The sequence below is a fragment of the Pseudaeromonas pectinilytica genome (genome assembly GCF_054780855.1).
Window position 1 is genome coordinate 1 of record NZ_BAAGVN010000188.1, and the last position, 921, is coordinate 921.

The window sequence follows — 921 nt, forward strand, 5'->3', positions numbered from 1 at the left end:
CAACCAAGAGCCCAACAGTGCAAAATCCTGGTTATCGGGTGGGGTGAAAATAGTCAACAACACGTAAAGGGAACAGCGCCATCCCGCAGCCTACCTCCAGGATCCGCAACCCCTGGATCTCCTGTACCGCCATCAGATGGGCCAGTACTGTGCCGGACGCCCAGACGATGCCGAACAGTGGCCAGGTGGCGGACGAGATGCCCAGTTCCAGCGCGATACCATCCACATCGGCATATTCCTGGTTGTCGCGCAGGGTGCGCAGGTGAATATCGGTGTGAGCAAACTCTAGGGTCTGGTAGCGAACGCGAAGGGGTTTCATAGGGGGCCTGTAGCCGTAGTGCAGCGCATTCAAGGGGGAATCGCTGCCGGTCGCCACTCTACCCTGAATACGGGCATCGACCTATCTTTCATTAGCCAACGACTAAGCATGCGCACCATTCGGCACTGAAAACCAGCACATTCCGCGGAGCACAACCCGAAGCGGAACATCATACGGAAATAGCGACATTTATTAACGGCCGAATAATTCAAGCGCTATTTCGTCAAATAAAAAACAAGAATAGTCACTATTGAACATATAGATATCAGCAACCTCAGATGACCGTTTTTATTTATTTTCGCTGTGTTATCCCGCTGGATGATTCCCGGTGCGGATATGAACTTATCTGCTGTCCATATGAAGAATCATGCTATGAAAAAGCCGGTGTGAGCCATCTCTCCTTTCGTTAATTTCTAGTTGTTACCCTCATCAGGTCGGAAAAACCCAAGAAAGCTCAGCAATTACCAACCCAAGATGAGGTGTGTTTATGTTGAACAAATTAACCTTGGCCACTGTAATAGGCAGGGCCGACGCATGATCATTCTTTGCACAAGTTGATCAAGTCTCGATCAGTTGAGCAGCTCCAAACACGATTTTAATTG

The 921-nt window shown here is 49.5% G+C and carries 1 protein-coding gene; it reads right to left on the reverse strand.

The window, feature by feature from the left end:
• Positions 1-31: 31 nt before the first annotated feature.
• Positions 32-319: a class I SAM-dependent methyltransferase gene (locus ACYVG7_RS10125; protein ID WP_460883002.1), complete on the reverse strand. Its 288-nt coding sequence runs from the start codon at positions 317-319 to the stop codon at positions 32-34.
• Between the last annotated feature and the right edge of the window lie 602 nt (positions 320-921).